The following is a 4967-nucleotide window of genomic DNA, read 5'->3' as shown; positions in this document are numbered from 1 at the left end:
AGGGGTTGTAACGATCCGCAGCCTGGCGTGGTGACATACTGGCCTTTCATTTTTCGGCTGAGTCTAAGCAGTCCCAGCCGCAGCTGCGCCCACGCAGCCGCATCGGTCGACGTGGCCTGGCGGATGGTCGGCGCGGCGTCGCTCACGGGTACAGCAGCCGCTTGCTCCAACGCCCCTCGGCACCGGCTTCATAGCACCAGCGCTCGTGCAGGCGGAACTGCGCGCCGTACCAGAACTCGATGCGGTCGGGCACCACGCGCAGGCCGCTCCAGCCATCCGGGCGCGGCACGTCCTGGCCTTCGAAACGTGCTTCCACCTCAGCCACGCGCGCATCGAACTCCTCGCGACTGGCCAGCGTCTTCGACTGCAGCGACGCCCAGGCGCCGATCTGGCTCATGCGCGGGCGGCTGGCGAAGTACGCATCGGCTTCGGCGTCGGCCACCGGCTCCACGCGTCCTTCGATGCGCACCTGGATGCCGGCCTCGCGCAGGCTGCGCCAGAGGAACAGCAGTGCCGCCTGCGGGTTGGCCTGCAGCTCGCGGCCCTTGTGGCTGTCCAGGTGGGTGTAGAACACGAAGCCGCGCTCATCGAAGGCCTTCAGCAGCACGGTGCGCGCCGAGGGGCGGCCCTGCGCATCGGCGGTGGCCACGGTCATCGCATTGGGTTCGACCTCGCGGCTCTGCTTCGCCTCATCGAACAGGGCGGTAAAGGTGGACAGGGCTTCGGCGTAAAGGTCGCTCATGGTTCGCTTGTTCTCACACGGATTGGGCTATTGTGGCGGCATGGTTGCTGCTGCGTACATGCCCGTGGTGAAAGGATTTCCGGAAACCCTCGCCGAGCAGGCACTGGATGACGCACTGGCCAGTGGCGCCACGGTGCCAGTATTGGCGATCAGCGGGCTGCAGGGGAGCGGCAAATCGACGCTGGCCGCGCAGGTGGTGGCCCGTGCCCGGTCAAGAGGGCTGAACGCGGCGGCATTGTCCATCGATGATGTCTACCTGACCCGCGCGCAACGCCAGCGTCTGGCCCGCCAGGTGCACCCGCTGCTGATCACCCGCGGCCCGCCCGGCACCCACGACCTGCCCTTGGCCCATGCCGTGCTGGACGCGGTGGCCGCACGCCAGCCACTGGCGCTGCCGCGCTTTGACAAGCTGGCCGATGAACGACTGCCCGAAGCGCAATGGTTGCCGCTGGCGGCTCCCTTGGATCTGCTGGTGTTCGAAGGCTGGTTCCTCGGCACGCCCGCGCAGGCCGATGCCGAGCTGGACAGCCCCTTGAACGCGCTGGAACGCGAGGCCGACCCCGATGGCCGCTGGCGGCGCTGGTGCAACCAGGCGTTGGCCCGTGATTATCCGGCGCTGTGGCAACGCTGCGACCGCCTGTGGTTCCTGCAGCCGCCGGATTTTTCGGTCGTACCGCGCTGGCGCTGGCAGCAGGAACAGAATCTGCAGGCCGCCCAGCCCGGCCGCCACGGCATGAGCCGCCCGCAGCTGGAGCGCTTCGTGCAGTACTACGAGCGGGTCAGCCGGCAGGCGCTGCGTGCCCTGCCCGGCCGTGCCGACCAGGTGGTGGTGCTGGACGGCCAACGCCAGGTGCAGGCGCTGCGCTGACGGCGCACGGCAGATGCTTCCAACCGCAACCATCGTACCGGCCCCTGGGTGTGAAGGTGATAGCATCACAGGGCATGAATCCTGCTCCGAACCTGATCCTGATCGGCCCGATGGGCGCTGGCAAAACCTGCATCGGCCGCCGCTTGGCCGAACGCTTCACGCTTGACTTCGTGGACGTGGACCAGGCCATCGTCGATGCGGCCGGGGCCAGCATTCCGACCATCTTCGAGCATTCCGGCGAAGCCGGCTTCCGCGCCCATGAACGCCAGGCGCTGGCCCAGGTACTGGCTGGCCAGGGCCAGCTGGTTTCCACCGGCGGCGGCGCCGTGCTGGACCCGGACAACCGCACCCTGATCGCCCAACGCGGCTTCGTAGTGCACCTGCATGTCAGCGTGGCTGCGCAGCTGGAACGCCTGGCCCGCGACAAGGGACGCCCGCTGCTGCAGCGCCCGGACCGCGAGCAGGTACTGCACGATCTGGCCGCAGCACGCGACCCGCTGTATCACGCGCTGGCCGACATCACTCTCGACACCGACCCGTACACCGCTGCCGACGCCACCGCTCAGCTTGTCGTCAAGCTGGCCACGCAATGGCAGCGCCAGGACCTGACCGCATGACCTCCCCCGCCCTGCTGCAGGTCGCCGTTGGCGGCGACCGCCCCTATTCCATCACCATCGGCCCCGGTGCCCAGGCCGACGGCACCGCGCTGGCCGCGCAGGTCCGTGGCCGCCACGTGCTGCTGCTGAGCGACAGCGAAGTGGCCCCGCGCTACATGGCTGCGGTCAGGCAGACCCTGCTGGCCGCGCGCCCGGACCTCATCATCGGTGAACATGTAATGCAGGCCGGCGAGGCCTCCAAGACCCTGGCCGAGTTCGGCCGCGCCATTGAAGCCCTGGCCACTCTGGGCGCCACCCGCGATGCCTGCGTGTTCGCTCTGGGCGGCGGCGTGGTCGGCGACCTGGCCGGTTTCGCCGCGGCCTGCTGGATGCGCGGCGTGGACTGCGTGCAGCTGCCGACCACCCTGCTGGCGATGGTCGATTCCTCGGTGGGTGGCAAGACCGCTGTGGACATCCCCGCAGGCAAGAACCTGGTGGGCGCCTTCCATCCGCCACGCGCGGTCATTGCCGATACCCGTGTGCTGGCCACCCTGCCGCCGCGCGAGCTGCGTGCCGGCCTGGCCGAAGTGGTGAAGTACGGCGCACTGGGCGACGCGGTATTCTTCGAATGGCTGCAGCAGCACGCCGATGCGCTGCTGGCCAGCGAGGATGCGGTGCTGGCCGAGGCCATCGCGCGCAGCTGCCGACACAAGGCCGCCATCGTCGAACGCGACCCGTTCGAGAAGGGCGAGCGCGCCCTGCTCAATCTGGGCCACACCTTCGGCCACGCCATCGAAACCGAACAGGGCTACTCGGCCCCCGGCCGCGAGGCCCTGAACCATGGCGAAGCCGTGGCGGTGGGCATGGTGCTGGCCGCACGGCTGTCCACCGAGCTCGGGCTGGCCGACGATGCCGACCGCGTGCGCCTGCAGGCGCTGCTGAAACGGCTGCAGCTGCCGGTGACCATCCCCGCCGGGCTTGACCCGCAGGCCCTGCTGGGCCGCATGCGGCTGGACAAGAAGAACGTGGCCGGCCGCCTGCGCCTGGTGCTGTGGCGGGGCATGGGCCGCGCCGAAGTAGTGACGGATGTGGATGAAGCGGCGGTGCTGAAGGTACTGGGCACGCCGTTGTAGAGCCGAGCCCACGCTCGGCTGGACGTGACCGTGTGAAGCGCAGCCGAGCGTCGGCTCGGCTCTACAGGCCCCCGTGCCCCCGGGGCGATACAATCGCCCCATGCACGTCTACCTGCAACATCCCGACGCCGGTGCGCAGGCACCGCGCTTCCTGCGCCTGAGCCTGCAGCCGGACCTGTTCGGCGGCTGGGAACTGCTGCGCGAGAGCGGCCGCGTCGGTGCGCGCTCGCAGCTGCGGCGCGAGCTGTTCCTGCAGGCAGACGAAGCCCGCCATGCCTTCGAGAAGGCCCGCGATGCCGAACTGCATCGCGGCTTCCAGATGCTTTCGCACGGCGACTGACGCCGCTGCCAACTTTCGCCCCAGGAATGCCCAGCGTGACCAGCCCTCTCCGCAACGATCGCCTGCTGCGCGCCCTGCGCCGCGAACCGGTGGACTGCACCCCCGTCTGGCTGATGCGCCAGGCCGGTCGCTACCTGCCGGAGTACCGCGCGACCCGGGCCAAGGCCGGCAGCTTCCTGGCCATGGCCAAGAACCCGGAGATCGCCTGCGAAATCACCCTGCAGCCGCTGCGCCGCTTCCCGCTGGATGCGGCCATCCTGTTCTCGGACATTCTCACCATTCCCGATGCGATGGGCCTGGAGCTGTATTTCGTCGAAGGCGAGGGCCCCAAGTTCCGCCACCCGGTGCGCGATGAAGCCGCCATCGCCAAGCTGGCCGTGCCGGACATGGAACAGGACCTGGGCTATGTGATGGACGCGGTGCGCCTGATCCGCCGCGAACTGGATGGCCAGGTGCCGCTGATCGGCTTCTCCGGCAGCCCGTGGACGCTGGCCTGCTACATGGTGGAAGGCGGCGGCAGCAAGGATTTCGCGCGCATCAAGGCGATGGCGCTGAACCACCCGCAGGCCCTGCACCGCCTGCTGGAGGTGACCACCGACGCGGTGATCGCCTACCTGGGCGCGCAGCGTGCGGCCGGTGCACAGGCCCTGCAGGTGTTCGACACCTGGGGTGGCGTACTGTCGCCGGCGATGTACCGTGAATTCTCGCTGCGCTACCTGCAGCGCATTGCCGAAGGCCTGGAACGCGGCGAAGGCAGCGAACGCACGCCGCTGATCCTGTTCGGCAAGGGCACCGGCCTGCACCTGGAAGCGCTGTCGCAGACCGGCGCCGATGCGCTGGGCCTGGACTGGACGCTGGACCTGGACGAGGCGCTGCGCCGCACCGGCGGCCGCGTTGCGCTGCAGGGCAACCTCGACCCGACCACGTTGTACGCAGCGCCCGATGCCATCGCCGCCGCAGCCGCGCGCGTGCTCGATACCTACGCCGCAGGCAATGGCGGTTCGCACGAGGGCCATGTGTTCAACCTTGGCCATGGCATGTCGCCGGACATGGACCCGGCGCACGTGCAGGTGCTGGTCGACGCGGTGCACGCACACAGCCGGCGCTGAACCCCGGCACAGGCCACGGCGCGACATTGATCACGCCGTGACCTGCAGTGCGCGATCATGGCAGCCCCACGCTGCACCGGCCCCCACGCCATGTCCGAACCGTCGCCCGCAGGCGCGCCCACACCCGACACCCCCGCATCGCCCGCCGAGTACGCCCGCTTCCGCCCATTGCTGTGGCT

6 protein-coding genes are annotated in these 4967 nt (G+C 69.4%); 5 read left to right on the top strand and 1 reads right to left on the bottom strand.

What is annotated here, in order from left to right:
• Window positions 1–142 precede the first annotated feature (142 nt).
• Window positions 143–742 (bottom strand): pyridoxamine 5'-phosphate oxidase, encoded by a 600-nt coding sequence (gene pdxH / locus ACQKDV_RS15520; protein WP_427784895.1) that lies wholly within the window; start codon window positions 740–742, stop codon window positions 143–145.
• 40 nt (window positions 743–782) lie between these two features.
• Between pdxH and ACQKDV_RS15515 the strand changes: the two genes are divergently transcribed.
• The 5 genes from ACQKDV_RS15515 (at window position 783) to hemE (ending at window position 4788) form a co-directional block, all read left to right on the top strand.
• A complete protein-coding gene (locus ACQKDV_RS15515; RefSeq protein WP_427784894.1) occupies window positions 783–1610 on the top strand; it encodes a kinase in 828 nt (275 codons plus the stop codon).
• Window positions 1611–1684: 74 nt separating this feature from the next.
• Window positions 1685–2227 (top strand): shikimate kinase, encoded by a 543-nt coding sequence (locus ACQKDV_RS15510; RefSeq protein WP_427784892.1) that lies wholly within the window; start codon window positions 1685–1687, stop codon window positions 2225–2227.
• Window positions 2224–3339, top strand: a complete 1116-nt coding sequence (gene aroB / locus ACQKDV_RS15505) for a 3-dehydroquinate synthase (protein ID WP_427784890.1) — start codon at window positions 2224–2226, stop codon at window positions 3337–3339. The genes ACQKDV_RS15510 and aroB overlap by 4 nt, the downstream gene beginning before the upstream one ends.
• Window positions 3340–3439: 100 nt before the next feature.
• Window positions 3440–3679, top strand: a complete 240-nt coding sequence (locus ACQKDV_RS15500; RefSeq protein ID WP_106468857.1) for a WGR domain-containing protein — start codon at window positions 3440–3442, stop codon at window positions 3677–3679.
• A gap of 26 nt (window positions 3680–3705) precedes the next feature.
• On the top strand, window positions 3706–4788 hold the full coding sequence (gene hemE, locus ACQKDV_RS15495; RefSeq protein WP_427784889.1) for a uroporphyrinogen decarboxylase: 1083 nt from the start codon (window positions 3706–3708) through the stop codon (window positions 4786–4788).
• Window positions 4789–4967: the final 179 nt, after the last annotated feature.

This window comes from Stenotrophomonas sp. NPDC077659, from assembly GCF_050268705.1.
GTDB lineage: Bacteria > Pseudomonadota > Gammaproteobacteria > Xanthomonadales > Xanthomonadaceae > Stenotrophomonas.
This window is presented reverse-complemented; position numbering and strand designations above follow the sequence as displayed.